General features: G+C 50.1%; 16 protein-coding genes. 6 read left to right on the top strand and 10 right to left on the bottom strand.

The genetic code is table 11. The annotated features are described in order from the left end of the window. Window positions 1–20 precede the first annotated feature (20 nt). The 4 genes from EL645_RS10100 to EL645_RS10085 all read right to left on the bottom strand — a co-directional run bounded on the left by EL645_RS10100 (window position 21) and on the right by EL645_RS10085 (window position 4,948). Window positions 21–797: an enoyl-CoA hydratase-related protein gene (locus tag EL645_RS10100; protein WP_126549910.1), complete on the bottom strand. Its 777-nt coding sequence runs from the start codon at window positions 795–797 to the stop codon at window positions 21–23. A gap of 190 nt (window positions 798–987) precedes the next feature. Then, the gene (locus EL645_RS10095; RefSeq protein WP_126549909.1) at window positions 988–2,370 is read right to left on the bottom strand and encodes a M20/M25/M40 family metallo-hydrolase; all 1,383 of its coding nucleotides are present in this window, start codon (window positions 2,368–2,370) and stop codon (window positions 988–990) included. Window positions 2,371–2,475: 105 nt separating this feature from the next. Beyond that, on the bottom strand, window positions 2,476–3,840 hold the full coding sequence (locus EL645_RS10090) for a dipeptidase (RefSeq protein WP_126549908.1): 1,365 nt from the start codon (window positions 3,838–3,840) through the stop codon (window positions 2,476–2,478). Window positions 3,841–3,958: 118 nt separating this feature from the next. After that, window positions 3,959–4,948 (bottom strand): hypothetical protein, encoded by a 990-nt coding sequence (locus tag EL645_RS10085; RefSeq protein WP_126549907.1) that lies wholly within the window; start codon window positions 4,946–4,948, stop codon window positions 3,959–3,961. 563 nt (window positions 4,949–5,511) lie between these two features. Here EL645_RS10085 and mutL point away from each other — a divergent pair. The 3 genes from mutL to priA are packed head-to-tail and all read left to right on the top strand — an operon-like array spanning window position 5,512 to window position 10,336. Beyond that, window positions 5,512–7,710 (top strand): DNA mismatch repair endonuclease MutL, encoded by a 2,199-nt coding sequence (gene mutL, locus EL645_RS10080; RefSeq protein WP_126549906.1) that lies wholly within the window; start codon window positions 5,512–5,514, stop codon window positions 7,708–7,710. Window positions 7,711–7,715: 5 nt separating this feature from the next. Then, window positions 7,716–9,332 (top strand): primosomal protein N' family DNA-binding protein, encoded by a 1,617-nt coding sequence (locus tag EL645_RS10075; protein ID WP_126549905.1) that lies wholly within the window; start codon window positions 7,716–7,718, stop codon window positions 9,330–9,332. Beyond that, on the top strand, window positions 9,281–10,336 hold the full coding sequence (gene priA, locus EL645_RS10070; protein ID WP_126549904.1) for a replication restart helicase PriA: 1,056 nt from the start codon (window positions 9,281–9,283) through the stop codon (window positions 10,334–10,336). The genes EL645_RS10075 and priA overlap by 52 nt, the downstream gene beginning before the upstream one ends. A gap of 71 nt (window positions 10,337–10,407) precedes the next feature. On the opposite strand, the gene EL645_RS10065 is transcribed toward priA, so the two are convergent. The 3 genes from EL645_RS10065 to EL645_RS10055 form a co-directional block, all read right to left on the bottom strand. Then, entirely contained in the window at window positions 10,408–11,340 is a 933-nt protein-coding gene (locus EL645_RS10065; protein ID WP_126549903.1) for an alpha/beta fold hydrolase, read from the bottom strand. A 272-nt stretch (window positions 11,341–11,612) separates the two neighbouring features. Next, the gene (locus tag EL645_RS45350) at window positions 11,613–11,891 is read right to left on the bottom strand and encodes a pyridoxamine 5'-phosphate oxidase family protein (protein ID WP_371865729.1); all 279 of its coding nucleotides are present in this window, start codon (window positions 11,889–11,891) and stop codon (window positions 11,613–11,615) included. Next, window positions 11,813–12,037, bottom strand: coding sequence for a hypothetical protein (locus EL645_RS10055; RefSeq protein WP_126549902.1), 225 nt, complete (start codon window positions 12,035–12,037; stop codon window positions 11,813–11,815). The genes EL645_RS45350 and EL645_RS10055 overlap by 79 nt, the downstream gene beginning before the upstream one ends. Window positions 12,038–12,234: 197 nt before the next feature. Here EL645_RS10055 and EL645_RS10050 point away from each other — a divergent pair, with 197 nt between their 5' ends. Next, complete coding sequence (locus EL645_RS10050) at window positions 12,235–13,122, top strand: DMT family transporter (RefSeq protein ID WP_126549901.1); 888 nt, start codon at window positions 12,235–12,237, stop codon at window positions 13,120–13,122. A gap of 143 nt (window positions 13,123–13,265) precedes the next feature. On the opposite strand, the gene EL645_RS10045 is transcribed toward EL645_RS10050, so the two are convergent. Beyond that, on the bottom strand, window positions 13,266–14,000 hold the full coding sequence (locus EL645_RS10045) for a sensor domain-containing protein (protein ID WP_126549900.1): 735 nt from the start codon (window positions 13,998–14,000) through the stop codon (window positions 13,266–13,268). A gap of 525 nt (window positions 14,001–14,525) precedes the next feature. On the opposite strand from EL645_RS10045, the gene EL645_RS10040 reads away from it, so the two are divergent. Beyond that, window positions 14,526–15,887, top strand: coding sequence for a replication-associated recombination protein A (locus EL645_RS10040; RefSeq protein ID WP_126549899.1), 1,362 nt, complete (start codon window positions 14,526–14,528; stop codon window positions 15,885–15,887). Window positions 15,888–16,016: 129 nt separating this feature from the next. Next, on the top strand, window positions 16,017–17,237 hold the full coding sequence (locus EL645_RS10035) for a mannosyltransferase family protein (protein ID WP_126549898.1): 1,221 nt from the start codon (window positions 16,017–16,019) through the stop codon (window positions 17,235–17,237). A 61-nt stretch (window positions 17,238–17,298) separates the two neighbouring features. Here EL645_RS10035 and EL645_RS10030 read toward each other — a convergent pair whose 3' ends face one another. Together EL645_RS10030 and EL645_RS10025 are read right to left on the bottom strand one after the other, a co-directional pair. Continuing rightward, window positions 17,299–17,811 (bottom strand): chromate transporter, encoded by a 513-nt coding sequence (locus EL645_RS10030; protein ID WP_126549897.1) that lies wholly within the window; start codon window positions 17,809–17,811, stop codon window positions 17,299–17,301. Between the two features lies 1 nt (window position 17,812). Continuing rightward, window positions 17,813–18,418 carry a chromate transporter gene (locus EL645_RS10025; protein ID WP_126549896.1) on the bottom strand — a complete coding sequence of 202 codons (606 nt, stop codon included), beginning with the start codon at window positions 18,416–18,418 and terminating at the stop codon, window positions 17,813–17,815. Window positions 18,419–18,632 lie beyond the last annotated feature (214 nt).

The raw sequence follows: 18,632 nt of genomic DNA, 5'->3' as shown, positions 1-18,632 counted from the left end.
TTTTTGTTTGTTCTGGCCGTTTATTTGCCCTGGAAATTAGCCTGACGCTTCTCGATAAAGGCGCGCATCCCTTCGCGCATATCTTCCGTAGAAAAGAGCAAGAAGAAGTTTTTCAGCTCTATTGCTAAACCCTCTTCCAGGGAAGTCTCAAAAGCGGCCAGTACAGATTCCTTGGCCAGGCGCGTTGCAATCGGGGCCTGACTGGCTATTTTGTGTGCCAGTTTCAGTGCCTCATTCAGGAGCTCTCCCTGAGGAACCACATGATTGACCAGGCCGAGGCTCTCTAATTCCTTCGCGCTGATAGGAGAGCCGGTCAGCACAATCTCCATCGTGCGATACTTGCCCAGGGTGCGTGCCAGGCGCTGTGTACCGCCGGCTCCTGGAATGACACCGATTAGAATCTCTGGTTGTCCAAAGCGCGCATTTTCGGTTGCGATAATCAGGTCGCAATGCATTGCCAGCTCGCAGCCACCACCCAGCGCATAGCCATTGACTGCCGCGATGAGCGGCTTATGAATCTTACGGATGCGTGCCCAGGAATCAAATCCTCCCAACATCATGTCGACCGGCGATTTATCGGCCATCTCTTTGATATCCGCGCCCGCAGCGAAGGCTTTCTCACCGGCCCCGGTCAGTATAATACAACCAATCGCTTCATCGCGATCGAATTCCTCCAGCGCATCTGCCAGCTCACTGACCAGTTGAAAGTTCAGTGCATTCAGTTCTTTAGGTCGATTGAGGGTAACGATACCTACACGCTGATTGCGCTCAACGAGGATAGAGGTGTACTCTGCCATGTCTTCCAAATCTCCTTATGTATAAGGTTGCATATTTTTTATTCATAGATGCCAATGGCGTCATGACGGGTTAGCTCTTGTAGTATATCACTCAGCTCCTCACATAATGGCGATCGCGAACGCAAGTAATAAGAAAAGCGCTCTGTGTACGTGCCCACAGAGCGCTTTTCTTATTACTTGCATTGCCAGTCTATCTATGCTCAAGCATTATCAAGAGATAGGAACATGTGGCAGTTATAGCGAACGGCGCGTTCCAGGTCGGACAGTCGAATATGTTCATTGGGCGCGTGTGCCCCACTCCCCAGTAGCCAACATTGCCGGGGGCGCTCAGTCCTGGGAGACCAACATGGCGTTGCAGGGCGTCCAGCAAGGGTAGCGAGCCACCGGTGAGCGGCGTGATCCTGGCGGGCTTGTCTGCAAAAGCCTCGGCGATACGCTGGATCTTTTGTACAAATGGATCCTCTATGGGAGTGACCACAGGACCGGCCGCTCCCAATACGCTCACATTGATATCATCATAACCTTGCGCATGTAAGTAGCTACGTAGTTTCTCCAGGATATCATGTGGATCTTGCTCGGGTACCAGTCGGAAGTCAATTTTAGCCATTGCCCTGGCCGGGAGTACGGTCTTGACTCCTTCGCCGGTATAGCCACTATTGAGGCCAGCGATATTGCAAGTGGGAGCAAAGGCTGCCCGCTCACGCAAGGCCATACCGCTCAACCCATCTACAAATTGTTCGACCTGGTGGGCAGCTTTCAATTGTTCATCTTTATTTTCCTGCTGCATTAAGGCCTCAAGTTGCGCCTCAGTCGGTGCTTTGACCGCGGCATAAAAGCCAGGGATGCGGACCTGTCCAGCAGGGGTGCGTAAACTGGCCAGGGCCTGTACCAATCTCCAGGCCGCGCTGGGTAAAATCGGAGCCTTTCCTGAATGAGCGTCGATCCCCACACCCTGCACATCCAATTGCACATATAGCAGGCCCTTGGTCCCGAGGTTTAGAGCTGGATGGCCTTCTTCAGTGAAACCAGCCCCTTCCCAGAGGCAGCCGTCCGCTTGCAGCAATTCTGTATATTTCTCGGCGATCTCTTCAAAATGTGGGCTTCCAATCTCTTCTTCGCCTTCGATGATCCAGCGCAAGGTAATGGGGAGCTCACCATAGGTCGCGCGCAAGGCGCGAATAGCCGCCAGGCGGGCCGCGATCTCACCTTTATTATCGACGGCACCACGGGCGAAGAATTTTCCTTCACGGATAGTTGGCTCAAACGGTGGGCTCTGCCACAGGTCCAATGGCTCCGCTGGCTGGACATCATAGTGATTGTAGAGGAGCAGGGTATAAGGTCCTCTTCCTCGCAGTTCTCCATAGATGGCTGGGGGCGCTTTAGAGGTGTAGTAGAGGCGCTGGGTTTGAAAGCCGCTCTCACTTAGCAATTGCTCGGTCAGTTCGGTCATGGCCTCAATGCCATTGTTCTGTGCCGCGATACTGGGCTGGCGGCAGAGCTGTGTTAGTAATTCAATGGCTTCATCCGCATGTGTGTTTAAATACGTGATTGGAAGTTCAGGAGTAGGAGGCATAATACGCCTTTCTTTCACTTAATAATGATGAGTTATAGCAAAATCTGCTATAACTCATCATTACAATTTCTTCCAGACACTAAAAGTGTGTGTTCCTGTATCGTATTATGCCATCTTTTGTAAAAAGCTCGCAACTGTGCGAATTCCGTTAAAGAATTGCTGTAGCGAGTATTTTTCGTTGGGGGCATGCAGATTGTCGTCGGGGAGCCCGAAACCCATCAAGACAACGGGGACCCTGAGTACCTCGTCAAAGAGGGCGGCAATTGGCACTGAGCCTCCTTCACGTAAGTGGACCGGGGCTTTGCCATAGACCTCTTCCAGAGCGGATGAAGCGGCCCGCATCACCTCTGAGTCTGGAGAAACCAGCACACCTTCTCCACCATGGACGTTGATAACATCAACCGTGACGCCCGCTGGCGCGTTATCTTTGACGGCCTGCTCAAAAAGCTTGAAGACCTCTTTGGATTTTAGATCGGGTGGAAGGCGCAGGCTAATTTTTGCTTTCGCTACCGCTGGAATAACGGTCTTGGCTCCTTCACCCGTAAAACCACCAACGATCCCATGCACTTCCAGTGTCGGACGAGCACTGACACGCTCCAATGGTGGATATTCAAGCTCGCCTGAAAGCTGAGAGACTCCCATTTCATGCAGAAATGCCTCGTTCATATGCAGTGGGTCCTGCTCCCAGAACGTTTTTTCTTCATGCGATGGTTTACGTAACTTATCGTAGAGTCCTGGAATATGGATATGGCCGTCAGCATCTTTTAAGCGACTGATAATAATAGAGAGGGCATGCAGTGGATTGGGGGCTACGCCTCCATAGGTCCCTGAATGTAGATCCCCTTTTGCTCCATGGACCACGACTTCTGTATAGATAATGCCGCGCAAACCTGTGATCAAGGCTGGAATCTCGGTCGAAGGCATGTGGGTATCGCAGATGAATGCCGCATCGCAGCCCAGGCGTTCAGGGTAAGTCTTGACATAGTGTTCGATTGACTCGCCACCGGCCTCTTCTTCACCTTCGATCAGCACTTTAACATTGATTGGCAGGGTCCCGTTGACCTTGAACAACGTCTCTAAGGCCTTAAAGACAAGCATGACCTGCCCTTTATCGTCAGCGGCCCCGCGACTATAGATATTGCCATTGCGAATAGTAGGATCGAAAGGTGCGCTTTCCCACAGTTCGATGGGATCAACCGGTTGTACGTCATAATGACCATAGATGAGCAGGGTTGGCTTACCACTGGCCTGGAGCCATTCTCCATAGACAAGAGGATGTCCCTGGGTCTGGATCAGCTCCGCGTGCTCAATACCGAGGTGTTTCAATTGTTCAACCGCATATTCCGCGGCTCGCTGCACGTCGCCTGCATGTTCGGGCTGTGTACTGATGCTAGGAATACGCAACCAGGCCTTCAGGTCCTCTAAAAACTGTCCCTCATGCTCCTGGATATACGTTTCAATCTGGCTCATAAGCTCTGCCTTTCATATGGATTTCTTTTGCGCTATGGTAGCAGGGCCGTCGAGGATTGTCCAGGGGCCCGCGATGGATTTATTTAATCTTATGTCGCTCGCTATAGACTAGCGCGATTTATTTTTTCGGCATCGTTTGCGTTAGAAATTCTGCTTCAAATTGTTGCCAGACTCGTAATTCAGCCAGGTGTGTATCGATTTGTTGCTTTTGCTGCAAGGCGTCTCGCAATATTGCCGCGACACGTTGTCGGAAGGAGGACAGGTATTGCCTTTGTTCGTCAGGTGCCGGCATGAAGTGTAGATAAATGTGATGAGCTTCATAGAAGTCGGTTGAGTAAAAAGCGATTGCCAGTAGATCTGCATAGTGTTGGGCTAATGTGTGCAGTGCCGGGGTAAAGTAATCTGCTTGAGCGCTTGTCACAATCAAGCAGCCTGCTACACGATTAGAATGTTGAATAGGATAAGCAGAGGCGCTAAAGTTACGCAAACCTGTCGTGCCATTGATCGTATAATTTGATTGATCCGGATTATAAGGATGGACACCAATTACTTTACGCATGATGACCGCCTGACCGGCTAGCGATTCCACCCCTAAAAGTATGGCCTCAGCTTCCAGATTATTTTTCCAGGGAGTGGTACCCTGCCCATAGCATTCCAGTAAGCTATATACCTTACCATCAGCTTGCGGGGGCATGCAGCGAACGATACGCAATGCTAGCCCTTGACGATAAGGGTCCAGCTGCGCCAGAGCCTGTTGGATAATCAAACTTGATAGCATCCAAAAACGAATAGCATCAGAAACCGTACTACTGCCACTGAGCACACGAGCATAGAATGTCGCTGGAATCTCCACGTTCTCATCGCTTATGGAAAATGGATTGTTGATGGATTCGTATTCTCTGATTACCAGGGGCAATAATTGTTGACGATACTGGGGAAATAGATCGATGAGCTGTCGCATTTGTCGTGGCCCTGGACTACTTTCGCCTTCAATCCAGCGTTGCAGCGTTAGCAATGAAATATGCAGCTCTTGTAATATTAGTTGCCTTTCCTGAGTATTCTTGACGATTTCCCCTAAGAGTTCACGCCAGGTAAGTGGCTCCCTCATAGTTCATTCATCCCTTCAGGCATGTCATCGATACGCTCTATCTTCCTTGTTCAAACGTACTTAACAAGCATACTTAGCCACCCAATAGCAGTCAATTAAGAATGTATTAGGAATATTTAACATTTTTAAGCTGTATATAGATTCATATCGATTATTTTAATCTTTGTTGCTATGCTAAATGTTAATAAGCTATGTTATGAAATTTTTAATATCTCTATAAATCTCTATAGATATTAAAGATAAAAAGATCAGATCTATTCCCGATCTTTTTATTAGAAGGTGCAGAAAATGTGCGCGTGCGCACATTTTCTGCACCTTCTAATAAAAATTATATGAGCACCGCAGGTGCGAAAACGCTTGCGCAGAGCAGCGTAGCATAATTAATTTTGAGTGTGACCTGGATGTGGGATGTGTGAGGTTGTTGTGAGGAATTCAAAAAGTCCCGTTGATCCGTGAGGAATAGCCTGGAGTTGTTATCTCTGTGCTATAATGCCATATGAACACTCGTTCTTATCCAATTTTGTAGAGAAACCCGATCCGCCTGATTTGTGGAGTGAATATATATGCCCATACGACAACTGGCACCTGATGTGGCGGCCAAAATTGCTGCAGGAGAAGTGGTAGAGCGGCCAGCCTCGGTTGTAAAGGAATTAATTGAAAATAGTATTGATGCGGGGGCGACTCAGATCCGTGTCGATTTGACCCATGGGGGTTTACAGCTGATTCGCATTACTGATAACGGTAGCGGCATTCCTGCTGAGGAACTTCCGCTGGCTCTGACGCGTCACGCTACCAGTAAAGTGGCTAATATCGATGACCTGGAACATATTCGTTCGCTTGGTTTCCGTGGCGAGGCTCTGGCCAGTATTGCTGCGGTGGCCGAGGTGTCATTAATGAGCCGTCCCCGTGGTGTTGAGCAGGGCTCACAGCTTAGTGCGCAAAATGGGCAGATTTCAGAGGTGACGGCAGCGGCTTCGCCTGAAGGTACGACAATTACTGTGCGTAACCTGTTTAGTGCTGTGCCGGCTCGTCTCAAGTTTATTAAGAGCCGCAATACAGAGATTAGCCATTGTCACCATTTGTTGGAGCAATATGCGCTGGCGTATCCCGAGATCCGTTTCAATGTATTTAGTGAGGGACGGCAAATTTTTGCTACCCCTGGCGATGGACAACTGGCGAGTGTGCTGGTGGAGGTTTATGGGCTACAGATTGCTGAGCAGATGATCAAGGTACAGGGTAATGAGCAGCCAGAGGATACCGCCTATCCGATTATTACCGGCTACACCAGTCGTCCCACTGCCTATAAAAGTAATCGCCAGCATATCTCCTTCTTCGTCAATCGGCGCTGGGTTCTCAGTCGCATGTTGACTTCAGCGGTAGAGGGAGCCTACCATTCGTTGTTATTGACTGGTCGCCATCCTATCGCGGTCATCAACATTCAGATTGATCCTTCGGTGTTGGATGTCAATGTGCATCCAGCTAAGACAGAGATTCGCTTCTTGAAGGAGCGCCGTGTCTATGCGGCGATCTTGCGGGCGGTGCGTGAAGCTTTGTTGGAAGAGCCAGAGATGCCGCACTGGGATCCCGGGCAGGAAGAGTCAGCCCCGATGCGTTCTTTTGCTAACCGTACCCTACAGCAGGAACGTGAGGCTGTTGACTCGATGGCATTGGATATTGATGAGGAGACCGGCGAGGTCTATGAGTCAGGTGGTGGTCAGCAGCCCGCCCCGCTGCCATCCTCAAATGCTAAGCGCACTATCCCGACCGATAATCCCTGGATGACGGCTACCGAAGAAGAGACTGGCACCAGGCCTCCTTTGTTAGGGCGCCTCTGGCAGAGCCATATCCATGCTCCTGAGCGTTCCGCCAATGATTCTCCCAGTCGAGAGCAAGGGCGTAAACCTGTCTCCTCAGCAGAAGATCTGGATGCGATAATAATTGAGCCAGAGCTGCAGGATAGCATGGCCGAGGCATCCGATGCCCCTGCTTTGTCACCGATTGAGCAACTCTGGATGCAGCGCAATAATGGACAGCAAGAGGCTGTTAAGATGCCGCCTCGCGAGCCTGTTGCGTCGCTCGCGCCTGCTGATTTGCCTCCCCGGCAGGTGTCTATGCTGGCCGCCTCTGAGGCTCCCATTGAGCAGGCTATCGATATCGTGGATCCACACGGTACGCGTCATTTTCCAAAGGTGCGCGTGGTGGGCCAGGTGGCACAAAGCTATATCGTGACTGAGGGTGAGGGTGGTATGTATCTGATTGATCAGCATGCTGCCCACGAGCGTATCCTGTTGGAGCGCATGGTTGCCTCTCTGAAGTCGCGCACACCTATCTCACAGCTGTTGCTGACCCCGATCCAATTGGAACTGGCGCCTAATGAATTAGAGGCGATTGAAGAACATCAGCCGCAGCTGGAGCAGATTGGTTTTAAGCTGGCCAGCGATAGCAGTGATGGTGCACTGGAGGTGTGTGCGGTTCCCAGCGTGCTGGTAAAACAGATGAATGCGCGCTCGCTACATGAATTGTTGATCGAACTGACCTCGGCGGAAAGCCTGGGCGATACAGAAACCTGGGAAGAGCGCGCATTGGCCAATGTAGCTTGTAAGGCTGCTATCAAAGCGAACTACTTTTTGACGGTCAGCGAGATGCGCGAGATGCTTGAACAATTAGAGCAGACTAAAGCGCCGTTTAGTTGCTGTCATGGCCGCCCTACAATGGTGCATTTTGGTCTGAATGCCCTGGCACGTGCGTTTGAGAGGCGTTAAGTTATATGCTTGCTGATGTATTGACATCGGCTGCCAGCTGGTTGGGAGAGCGCTCTTTACTGACCTATGTGGTTCCAGAAGAGCTGATGGCGGAGTTGCGGGTGGGCCAGCTGGTAGCCGTTCCATATGGTGAGCGCCTTGTTGAAGGCATTGTGTGGACGACCAGCCAGGATGAATGGGTGGAGCTTGAACAGGGTGAAGAGCTACGCCCTATCCATACTATTCTGGATACTGAACCGGCCTTGCTAGGTCATCAGATGGCTCTGGCCCAGTGGGTTGCTGATTACTATGTGACGCCGCTGGCGTATGTGGCGCAGATGATGTTGCCACCAGGCTTAATGCAGCGTTCGCGGGCGGTATTGCGCCTGGCCGCCAATGATGAGCAGGCGATCGATGCGGCCATGCAAGGGGGCTCCCTGCAATTGCGCGCCCTGCTCGGGCTGTTGCTTACAGAAGGAACGATTGATGTTGAGCGTCTGAAAGAATTATTGGGGCCAAAACGGGCAAAGGCGATCTTGAAAGAGGCACGCGAGAACGAGTTATTTATGCAGGATTCTCAGCTCGATGCACCAAAGGCCAAAGCGCGTGTCAAGCGTGTGGTACGCCTGGTATCGCGTGGTGATGCGCTGCAAGAATGGTGTAAACGCACTGAGGAGATTGCCCAACGCAATGCCCTACCGGTGCCCGTACCAGTCATTCCTGATCATATTATGCAACCCAAATCCACTGGCCGAAAGGGGCGCAAAGCTGTAGAGAATCCCTGGGCGATCCCTGAGGCGGTCAGCGCTACCGCTACATTAACGTTGAGTCGCACCGATAAAGAGAGTTTGCGGGCTCAGCATCAACTGGCGGCGGTGGATCTCCTCTTGCACAATACTGATCCCAACGCCCACTGGTCCCCCAATGCTCTCTGTAAGGCCAGTGGCATGACTAAAGCCCAGTTCGATCAACTGCTGCGTGAGCATATCCTGGAGGTTGTGGAGGCCGAGCTACGGCGTGATCCTCTGATGGGTAGAACGGTGTTGCCCAGCCAGCCTTTGTCGCTGACCCCTGATCAGCAGCATGCCCTGAATTGTATTGTCGGGGATGAATACGATCTACGACCGATTCTATTGCATGGAGTAACGGGTAGCGGTAAGACCGAGGTCTACCTGCAGTCCCTGGCGGCCATCATTGCGCAGGGCAAACAGGGCATCATTCTGGTCCCCGAAATTGCGCTGACGACGCAAGCTGTGTTGCGCGTGGCTGGCCGTTTTCCTGATCGGGTGGCGATCATCCATAGCGAGCTGAGTACCGGTGAGAGATATGATGAGTGGCGGCGCATTCGCTCGGGTGAGGTCGATGTTGTGATTGGTTCGCGCTCAGCCCTCTTTGCTCCTTTACCTAATCTGGGGATTATTATTCTGGATGAGGAACATGAGCCAGCCTACAAGCAATCTGAGCGTCGTCCTACCTATCATGCGCGTGAGGTGGCTTTGATGCTGGGTAATATCTTGAACATTCCGGTAGTCCTGGGCAGCGCTACCCCGCTGTTGATTCATTCTATTTCGCCGAGCAGGAGCACTATCGCCTGGTTGAATTACCTGGCCGTATCAATGCTACCTTGCCTCCGGTTGAGGTGATCGATCTGCGCAATGAGCTGCACGCGGGCAATACCAGTATCATCAGTCGTCGCCTGCAAGAAGAACTGGCTCGGGTACTGGAAAATAAGCAGCAGGCGATCCTGTTTCTCAACCGCCGTGGTGCGGCTAGCTGTGTGCTCTGCCGGGATTGCGGCTATACCGTGATGTGTGAGCACTGTGATATTCCCATGACCTATCACTCGACCGAGCGCATTTTATTGTGTCATTATTGCGGCTTACAGAGTAAGGTGCTGCAGTTTTGTCCCCAGTGCAAAAGCTCTGGTATTCGCTATTTTGGCCTGGGAACCGAGAAAATACAGGAGACGATTCAGCGGCTTTTTCCTGAGGCACGACTTTTGCGCTGGGATCGGGATACGGCCCGCAATCGGCGGGCGCATGAACAGTTGCTGGATCGCTTTGCGGGCCGTGAAGCTGATATTTTGATTGGTACCCAGATGATCGCTAAAGGCCTGGATCTGCCGGGCGTGACGCTGGTCGGGGTGGTTTCTGCTGATATTGCGCTGGGCCTGCCTGATTACTCAACGACTGAGCGCGCTTTTACGCTCTTAACCCAGGTAGCGGGTCGCGCGGGACGTGGCGCGGAGGCGGGCCAGGTGATTATCCAGACCTTTAATCCACAGCATTTCTGTATTGAGACTGCCTCACATCACGATTATCATGAATTTTATAAGATGGAGATTAATTCGCGCTATCGCTATCAATATCCACCTTTTCGTCACTTTGTGAAATTTACTTATAGTCATGAGAACCGTCAGCGTTGCCAGAATGAGGCATTGTTGCTTTACGATCGGCTCAAGCAGTGGATTGAGCGCCTGGGCCTGGCGGAAACCGACGTGGTAGGGCCTGCACCAGCGCTAATGGAACGTATGCGGGGCAAGTATCGCTGGCAAATGATTGTGCGTGGTCCCGACCTCCATCAACTCTTGCGGGTCATTGAAGCGCCGGAATGGGAGATCGACATTGATCCCGTGAGCACCATCTAATTTTTTCGCTGCTCTTTTGTCAGGTTCTGGCAATAATGTCTGCTCACATTATTGCCAGTTGTCTATGTATTTCAACTGGCTGCCTGGAGCTGGATTGTGCGCTGGAGAAATTCTTCCAGGGCGGGCATGACGATATCTGCATGGGTATAGAAGGCCATATGCGTACCATTGGGAATAACCAGGATTTGGGCCAGCGGGGCCTGGCTAGCCAGTAGCTCGGCGTCTGCAAAGAGCACCTCGTCATCACTGGTGCCATGCACAATGAAGGTCGGGGCCTTGATATTCTGCAAGGGATAGCGGCTAATTTTCTCAAATTGCTCCATATCGTTATCATAACCGCGTTTTCTATGGCTATAGAGTAAGGCTGTGCGTACCAGGTCGGTTGCTGCTGCGCCCGCTGGCTGCAGGCCAGCGAATGGCAGGACAAAGTATATAAAAGGGTCAAAGGCAACGATTTTGCTATAGATTTGTCTGGATATACGCTTGAGCGGTGAATAGCTTTGCCATATTTCTTGCTCTGAATAATGTTGCGCTACCCCACTGATCATCACCAGGCTGCTACAGCGCTCTGGATGGCGTAACGCAAACTGAATGGCTGAGGGACCGCCACCTGAGATACCCAGGATACTGACCTGATCAATAGCGAGCATATCTAGTAGCGCGGCATAGAGATCTGCCTGCTCTTCTGGCGTGGGCGCTGTTTCCAGTGGGGTACGCAGGTAACCAGGGCGTGAGACGGCCAGGTAGGAATAGTGTAGATTGTTAAACAATTTAGCAAAAGCCTGTCCCATATCATAGCCACCAGGTGAGCCGTGTGCGATCAGTATAACCGGTCCGGTCCCGCTCAAATTATATTCAATTGGACCCAGCCTGGTATCGATAAGATTACTGCCAGCAGCCAGACGGCTAATTTCTTTCTGGCGCCAATTGCGATACGTTGTTGTATAACACGCCATACTGGCTGCTACCGCTGCTCCAGCGAGTAGCCAACGCTTCCCTTTCATTTATTTTTCCCCTTTTATATGCCTCAATAGAAGTTCTTGATAGGAATAACAATACATCGAAAACCTCAAGAATTTGTATGGATTTATTAAAAACTTCCCCAAGCATTATTCTGATTGTGAGGGTGAGGGAAAAATAGTTAATAATGAGGCTACAATAATAAGGTTATAAATGAGTAAGCATGCCACTAACGAAGCTCATAATTTTTTTATTAGCTATTGTAGAAAATGTGTGCTGCACATTTTCTACAATAGCTAATAATCTGCAATCCTTATTAATCACCCCAACTGTTGAATCTAGTTGGTGTGACGCTGATCAACTGTGAGTAATCTTTGCTCATGTTCTCAAATGTCCAGCCCATAGCTTTCATCTGGTCTGCATACTTGTTTGCATACTCCTGCAATGTGGCTGTATCAGGGTGCTGCTGTTCCAATCTGGCTTCACCATCAATCAGAACAACATCGCCACCATTATTCAGGGTTTCCAGTGCCAGCGTGACATGAGGATTATGCTCAATGTTGCGAATCTTCTGATTCCCTGGCTGACTGAAAATAAGGATCTGGCTTCCATTCCATAAGAACCAGACGGGAACAAGGTGGGGCGGCCATTAGCTTTAACGCTGCTTAGCCAGATTATCAGTTCTTTACGTAGCCGTTGATCAACATGTGCATCTTTGGTTTGTTTAAGATCAAGTACCATGAATCTCTCCTTTTTTATGCTATCTTCTATTTCATTCTACGCTGCTTTAACAGCATGATGGTTATTCCAAATCTAAGAACAAAGTTGAGTGTCATTATGTTCCAGCCCCGACTCTTCCTTCTCCCCATCTCAGGTCAGGGAGGTCAGCCCATGCTTCTCTCTTCCGAAGCCCAGCTATAGATGATAAAATAGCATATATGGGAATTTTTTATGGACTTATTGCGGCTATTTTTTGGGGTCTCGGCGATTTCTGTGCACGCTATGCAACTCACCGGATTGGTACATATCGAACACTTTGCTATTTACAGTTTATTGGTATATTCGGATTAACTGTTTATTTGCTTTTAACTGGTGAACTTCAACATGTGTTTGCGCATACTAGCTGGCAGCCCTGGCTCTGGGCATTACTGGCGGCCTTACTTAATATTGTCAGTTCGCTGGCCCTCTATCGTGCCTTCCAGGTGGGTACATTATCGCTGGTCTCACCAATCGCTGCCAGCTACGCGGTCGTAACCGTTATCCTGGCTTTCTTGAGTGGTGAGATACTGACGGGCCTGCAAAACCTGGCTATCGTGCTTGTTTTGCTGGGAGTGATTGTATGTTCAACTCCTTCGACAGCGGGTGCCGGAGGCAGTAGATCTCTGTTTACCCTGCCATGGCGTGGCGCATCTACTCAGGGGATTTCGCTGGCATTACTGGCCTCGCTGGGTTATGGCCTGACCTTCTGGTTACTTGGTTTTCTGGTCACCCCTGGCCTGGGAAATATCACTCCCGTCTGGTTTATTCGTATCATCACGCCCTGCGTATTGCTGGTCTGTTCTCCGCTGGTGAAGCAACCGCTGACGTTTCCGCGTGGCAAAGTCTGGATATTGCTGCTGGGCGTCGGCTTTTTTGATACGCTGGCTTATATCGCGTATACCAGTGGCATGCAGCCGGGCCAGGTCTCACTGGTAACTATCCTATCTTCCCTCTATAGTGCAGTCACGATTCTGCTGGCCTGGATCTTCTTACGTGAACGTTTGCAGCGTACACAATGGCTGGGCATCCTGGTTATCTTTGTCGGTATTATCCTGGTAAATCTGTAGTTGATCGCCGGTCCTGGCTATTATCCGAAATTAGAACCTGTGTACTGCAATGATAAATGAATATTAAAACTCGTAGCAGAACCTCCTGAATGACTACTTTGTAGCCGCTTCAGGAGGTTCTCAGGCTCTATGCTCTCTAGTTTCTATAGCGAAGCGTAGCGATCTTCTTTAGGAGCAACTACATCGATCTGACTGGGACATAGCATGGCGCGGGCCATCAATCCACACATCTGTGCCAATCCATTCAGGATCGCACGGCTACTCCAGCCGATCAATAAACCGCAGGGAACCGCGATAAAAGAGCGGGCAAACATGATTGGATCGAAGATGCCGTCTCTTGTTTCCGCAAAGAGCAGGTAACTATGAGAATGGTAGCCAGCGGCAAAGACCAGGCCATCGATATAGGTGTTGAGCAAGTAGACCAGGGGTCCCAATGTCAGGCATAATGCTACCAATGGCAGGGTGATAACCAGCACAAACGAGATGATGCCCAATGGGAATTTCAGCAGTATATAGATCATGCTCTTCCAGGTGACCGCATCGCTGAGGCTGGCTCGCAGCCAGCGCAAGAGATTGCCTTTTCCTTCGGCTGGTTGTCGGGATGGAATATAGGGCATTGGTATGTGTAGCAGACTGGCGGCCATGTCGCGCTCTATGATGGCTACACCACGGATACCCAGCAGGGTCAATAGCAAGATTGGCAGGCCGATCCAGACTACAATTGTGCCCAGTCCAACCGAGAGTCCAACGATCATTAGAATAAAGTAGATGAGCCCTAGAGGAAATGAGAGCAATAGATAGAGCATATTGCCCAGTGTGTTCGGGATTGTGGTACGTCTTTGCGGTGTATATTCTTCTTGCATGCGTAAGGCAGCCATCCATGTTCTCCTTGCTTTTATTGTCCGTTAAATTATAATAATTTTGATTTGCTCTAACTATACTTGCAGTTACTTGTAACACTCAAAGCATACTCTCTGATATTCTCAAGAATATGCCAAAAATGTTACATTTTTGTGTCTGCTCGCGCATCCTGATCAAGAGAAAGTTACATATGCAGGGCTTTGTAATGTTCGTCCAGAGATCGCAGGGAGAAGATGGACAATTTCAGGTGTGGAGTGTGGGTGATGGGCGGCCGCAACCTCCTCCCTCCTGCAAACATGGAGATTACCAGCAAGCGAGGAGATATCCATTCTTTCGAGTGTGGAGTGTGTGGCCGCAGCCGCCAAAGAGGGACATGAAAAATCCCTGTTACACATGGCGTAAGCTTGCCAGAAAGCAATAAACATGTGATACTACTTGAGAGTAGAATGTTCGGGTATTAATTTGCATGAAAAGCGAAAAATATGGTATTTCAAGGATCTCTTTTCGATTCAGGCGATAAGTCGTCTTCTGACAAGAAAAACATGGCTGCTCTAGAGGGAGTAGCCGCCACAGCGCCAGGTGAGCCACTGGCGGCCCGTATGCGTCCGCAGACCTTAGATGAGGTGGTTGGCCAGGAGCATATTGTGGGTCCAGGTAAGTTATTGCGCCGCATTATTGAGAGCGATAAAGTTTCTTCGATGATTCTATGGGGTCCTCCGGGAAGTGGTAAGACGACCCTGGCCGAAGTGATCGCTCACCAGACCCATGCCCACTTTGTGCGCTTAAATGCGGTTTCAGCGGGCGTGGCCGATCTGCGAAAAATCGCGGAAGAGGCCAAAAAGCAGCGTTTTATGGGTCAACGTACTATTCTGTTTGTGGATGAGATTCATCGCTTCAATAAGTCTCAGCAGGATGCTATTCTGCCGCACGTCGAACGTGGCGTGGTGACGCTGATTGGCGCTACCACTGAGAATCCCAGCTTTGAGGTTAACTCGGCTTTGTTATCGCGCTCGCGCGTCTTTGTGTTGCGTGCGCTGGATGAAACTCAGATTATAGCTATTCTGCGCCGTGCCCTGGCAGATCCTGAGCGGGGTCTGGGACGCTGGCATGTGACGGTCGCTGAGGCGGTGTTACAGCAGGTTGCTATTTTTGCCAGCGGCGATGCCCGCACAGCGCTAAATGTGCTTGAACTGGCGGTAGTGGGCAGCGGTGAGCCGGTGGCGGACGGTGAGCCGGTTGAGATTACTACTGAAATGATTGAAGATGCTATGCAGCATCGGGCCTTGCAATATGATAAAGGGGGAGATCAGCATTATGATATGATTTCTGCCCTGCATAAGGCTGTGCGCGGCTCCGATCCTGATGGTAGCCTCTACTGGCTGGTGCGTATGTTAGAGGCTGGCGAAGATCCATTGTATCTAGCGCGTCGCATCATACGTATGGCGTCTGAAGACATTGGCCTGGCAGATCCTCAAGCCCTATCTATCTGTGTGGCCGCCCAGCAAGGGGTCCATTTTGTTGGCATGCCTGAGGCTGGCGTTATTCTGGCCGAGGCGGTTGTCTATCTGGCTGCAGCCCCTAAGAGCAATGCTGTCTACAATGCCTACAATCAGATTCGGGCTGAGATCATGAATGGGCACAACGATCCTGTCCCTTTGTGGATTCGCAACGCGCCGACCGGCTTGATGAAAAAGCTGGGCTATGGCAAAGAGTATAAATATGCCCATGACTACTACAAGGACATGGAAATTGAAGATCCAGAACGTCCCCCTGCTGGTAAACTGCAAGAGTATCTCCCGGAGAGTCTGGTTGGACGCCACTTCTACGAGCCTGGTAAACAGGGCAAAGAAGATAGCATTCGTAAATGGCTAGAAAAAAAGAGCCAGGATCAGACAGATCAGTAGCATAACAAGATGTTCATGATGGCAAAACAAGAATAAATATAATTTTACGCGGTGATCTGCAATTGACTCTCAAGTGTATAATTTATATGCAAAAATATAAATTATACACTTGAGAGGAATATACTACTCATGACTGTAAGGATGCAGTTTTGGGATGAACCCCAAAGAGCCTTTGTGATTAGCCGCCTCTTTATGCTTGTGATTACGTTGCCAGTTATTGCTATCGCTGCTGGCAAACATGGCTTCCCTTTTGCTCCAAATCTTGTTTCTCGTGAAGTCTTACTGCATAACAATCCCCTGGATTGGCTGGGCTACCTCTTTGCCTGGTGGCGTTGGGATAATGTTTTCTATGTAATGATTGCCGCTCATGGTTACTCCAGAGTGAGCTTGACCGTGTTTTTCCCAATCTGGCCACTTGTCATCTGGGTCCCAGGTCGCCTGCTGGCCTTTATCGTTCCAGGCGAAATCCCCTATTATCTGGCCGGCATCCTTCTTTCCAACCTCTTCTTTTTGGGCTCACTGCAACTGCTCTATGTATTGACCAAACAGATGTTTGATGCCGCTATTGCTAAAACAGCGATCTGGTTATTGGCGTTCTTTCCCTACACTATTTTCTTTTCGGCTGGCTATACAGAATCCCTCTTTCTCTTCTTCTGCCTGGCAGCCTGTTATCTATTGCAGCGTGGTCTCAAGAGAGACTGGTGGCTGGCAAGCCTCTGTGGTGGCATCGCTGCCGCAACGCGTGAGACAGGAGCGGTCATTGCGATTGTCTTCGTCGTCGCGTTCATGCAGCGTTACTGGCCCTTCTCGCAGCGATTCCGTACTAACCCATGGAGGTTTCTCAATGCTCTATGCTCGCTTATTTTATTGCCACTCGGGGTACTCCTTTATATGTACTATCTCTACCAGACACGGGGGAATCCATTGCTCTTTCTCCATGCTGCGATTGCCTGGGATCGTAGTCCCGCTATCCCGTTCAGCGCACTTTTCTTAGCCTTTAAAGATCTCTTGTTCTTTGCGGTACCTTTAGACTCTCTCTACAATAACCTGCTCGACCTGGCTTTTACCTTGTTGCCGCTATACTTGCTGATCAAATATTGGCGCTGCCTCCCCCTCGCCTATAGCCTCTTCTCCCTGGCACTCCTACTCTATTCTTTGAGTACAGTAGTAAGTACCCCCAATCCTCTGATGTCGATTCCACGCTATCTGATGGTGATCTTTCCCTGTATCATGCTCTTTGCGCTTGAATGGAAGCATAAGCGCCGTATCCACAAGTTTATCTATGTGTGCTTTCCCCTCTCTCTGGCTGCTAATGTCACCCTCTTTGTGATTGGTCGCTGGGTAGCCTGAACGCTTTTCGCACAGGTGGCATAAAATGAGCAAATAACATTTTATGCCACCTGTGCGAAATTTAGCGATAGATCAGGTAGCCAGCGATGACGGCCAGCAATAGGATCAGAAAGATGTTAACGCGCCGACTGTAGGCCAGGCCAAAGGCGATAGCGCAGATCAGCCAGCTACGCCAGTCTGTCCCTGAACTGCTGCTGATGGTCCAGAAGACGGTTAAAAATGTCCCTACCACAGCTAGCGAGATGCCACGCATCAAGCCCGGTACCCAGCGCTGATGCTCGATGCGCCCATAGACGTTAGCGACCACCAGCACTAAAAAGGGTGGAATAGTAATCGAGATCAATGCCAGCAAGGCCCCCAGAAAGCCATAGGTTAAATAGCCCAGGCAGATGACCCACAGACCATTGGGACCGGGGCTGATCTGTCCAATTGAGAGCGATTCGCCAAAATCGGCTTCGACGGCCCAGTGGTTGGAGGTGAGATCCTGATGCAGGCTGGGCAGATTGCTGAAGCCACCGGATGAGAAGATGGTTGCTTTGAGAAAAATGAAGAAATAACTGATTGGATCTATCAATTTAGCGTCCCTGCGCTTTCTTTTTGAACAGAGGGCGAGTAAAGCATATCACTCCCAGCAGCGCAGTGCTGGATAGCACAACAAAGACGGGTATTTTGATAATAATTGCCAATGTACACATAATTATTAAGCCCAGGCTAAGAATCAAATTGAGTGGACCCTCTTTGTAGGCGCGCAGTAGCTGTGGTTGGGCAAAGTTGATTCCTACCAATAGCATGATGCCTGCCGTAGCCGGTACGACGCCCTGTAAAATAGCTTGCACCGAATGTACATGCTCAACTTGCTTAAAGCCAGCGGCGATCAGGCATGTAATGGTCGCGCTCGGAAATAGTAGCCCCAATAATGAGATAAAAACACCAGCATTTCCACCTAACTTCTTGCCAATTAGAATAGTTAAAGCAACGAGATTAATTCCTGGGGCGAACAGACATAAATTCCAATAGTGTGTATACTCTTCCATCGTCATCCACTGGCGTTTCTCAATAAACTCGCGCTGGATCAAGAGATTGGTGGTTGCCCCTCCACCAAATGACTGGAGCCCGATACCGGTCCAGATCAAAAATAAACGCCAGAGACCAGGTTGATTGTCGTGTTGTGCTATTTGCATAATTTGAAGCCTTTGCTAATGAGAGGAACATCGATGTAGCTGTCCTTTATTGTAAAACATTTTTTTTGTATGCTTGTTCCGTATGTTGAGCGGGGATGCAAGGGGCGGCCAGCCCCTTGACTGGGGGTCTGGGGCTGTGCCCCAGCAATATTCCCTCCCTTCAACCCTTGCCGCAGGGATTGAAGGAGCCATGCGGCTTGAGCAGTACAATGTT

The sequence above is a fragment of the Dictyobacter kobayashii genome, assembly GCF_003967555.1.
Classification (GTDB): Bacteria; Chloroflexota; Ktedonobacteria; order Ktedonobacterales; family Ktedonobacteraceae; genus Dictyobacter; species Dictyobacter kobayashii.
Note: the sequence above shows the minus strand (reverse complement) of the source record. Positions and strands in the feature narration are given on the sequence as shown.